The sequence below is a fragment of the Dysgonomonas sp. GY75 genome, from assembly GCF_015234155.1.
Taxonomy (GTDB): Bacteria; Bacteroidota; Bacteroidia; order Bacteroidales; family Dysgonomonadaceae; genus Dysgonomonas; species Dysgonomonas gadei.
The window spans coordinates 1-2046 of record NZ_JADCLQ010000070.1 but is presented as its reverse complement, the minus strand read 5'-3'; the positions used below and the strand labels follow the sequence as shown (position 1 = coordinate 2046).

The window sequence follows — 2046 nt, the reverse complement described above, 5'->3', positions numbered from 1 at the left end:
GCGAATGTGAATATTAGCACATCGGCACATTGGCACATTAACTAATTGGTATATTGGCATATCGGCACATTGATTTTTCATACACTAAACAAAGTCTACAACGTATGCATAAAACGAAGTCAAATCAAGGGTACGCAGGCAGGAAGAAAATAAGCTTCCTGCTGTTGGGGGCCTTTCTCCTGTCCGGTATAAGCGGTTGTGTTTATGAGCGGACGCAGGACTGCCCGCAGGGGATAGACCTCCGGCTGTACAGCAAGACCCCGTGCCTGGATACGGTATACCCGCGGTTATCCGGTTTGGACTTACGCGTCTTCGACCGCCGCGGCAAGCTGGTATCGTACCGCCAGAGCGGTGACAGTGTCATCACGGAACACTATGCCGGAAGGCTGGAGGCTGAAAACGGGCTGTACAGCGTGACGGCCTGGGCCGGGCTCGATGCGGATGCGTTCGAACGCGGCTCCGGGGATGAAAAAAGCGGCCTGCTGTTCCGCCTTAAGCGTTCCGGCGGGCGGGCCTCCTCCCTGGAGGGCAAACGGATCTATTACGGCGAGAGCCCCGTGGTCTTTTTGCCCGACCCGGCTGAATACGGGTCCGTCTTCGAACCGGCGGCCATCAACCTGCGGGAGATCACCAACCGGCTGACTATACAGGTCGAAGGCCTCCCCCTAACCGGGGATTATGAGGCCGTCGTCGAATCGGCCAACGGCTCGATAAATACCGACGGCAGCATCGCCTCCGATGACAGAATAGAATACGGTTCACAGGCGGCTTTCACAGATGGCCTTCTCGAAGCGCGGCTTACCGTGCTGAAGCTGGCTACCGGTTACAATACTTCGCTGGTCATACGCAACAGGGCGGATAACAGCGAACTGTACCGGGGCGACCTGCTGGGCACGCTGCTGCTGAAGAACCCGGCAGTGAACCTGGACTGCGACCATGACTTCACGATCCGTTTCACGGCCAAAGACCAGTGCAGCTGCGGGACTTATATGATTATGGAAATTTGGGTGAACAACTGGCTGGTGCACAGCTATACGACCGACTTATGAAAACGATGGAATTCAGGACGCTTCTATATGGTTGGCTTACCGGCTGTTGCCTGCTGTTAACAGGCTGCCGGGAAGAAGACCCGCACAGCCCGGAGGCAGGGCAGGCGTATATCTACCTGTCTGTAAAAGCCTCTTCGGGCAGCATCAATGAGGATATAAACGGAGAGGATCGTGTAACTGAAGTGCGGATGATCGTTTTCGATGCAGGCGGCAATACCGTCTACAACGGTCTCCCGGATTTTCCGGCAGGCCTGGGGAACCCGAGCCGCGGGATAAAGTTTAAGCCGGGCACCTACGATTTTTATTTCTTCGCCAACGAATCGGCCTGTGCAGGCTTCCCGGATGCGCTGTCCTCCGTAACGGACGTGTCGCAATTTACAGCTGATCCGCGTTTCAGCGGGTTGTCCTATATCCCCGGCTTTAAACCGGATACTTCCACCGGGCCGGGGCGGATGCTTATGTCGGCAGTCTATAAGGCGGTCAGTGTGCTGCAGGGCGGTACCGAAGCTTCCCCCGAGCCGCTGGTTTTACCGACCCCTCAAGTAGAGCTGGTGCGATCACTGGCCAGGGTAGAGGTCGTCTTCTATAAGAAGGACCCGGGCAGCGTTTTGCCTGCCGGCAGCGCCGTCTCCTCGGTACAGCTGCAACAGGTAGCCGCGTCTTTTTCGGTTCCCCCGTCAGAGGCTTATTACAGCGGGCAGACCGTGGCCTCCCTTAGCGGTGATCTGGCCGGCCTGGATTATACCAGGGATTCGATCGGGGCGGCAGGGCCTTTCTATATCCCCGAGCTGCTGAACAAAAGCGGGGATGCCGGCTTCACGGAGCTGCATATCAACAACCGGGTGTTTCCCGTCCTTACGGACAAAGCTAAAATCGGATTAACCGCCCAGCGGCGCACCGTTCCTGCCCTGTCGGACAGCTCTGTCATACGCAATTACCGCTACCGGATAAACGCCTATATCAGCCCCGATGGGGGCATCACCTTAAAAACCTGTGT

Annotated in this window: 2 protein-coding genes; both read left to right on the top strand. The window is 56.6% G+C overall.

The features are described from left to right. The first annotated feature begins 104 nt into the window (after positions 1 to 104). Complete coding sequence (locus tag IR083_RS24390) at positions 105 to 1049, top strand: FimB/Mfa2 family fimbrial subunit (protein WP_194226247.1); 945 nt, start codon at positions 105 to 107, stop codon at positions 1047 to 1049. Beyond that, positions 1046 to 2046 (top strand): fimbrial protein (locus IR083_RS24385; protein ID WP_410492904.1); only part of this gene is annotated, 1001 nt, incomplete at its 3' end. The genes IR083_RS24390 and IR083_RS24385, both read left to right, overlap by 4 nt.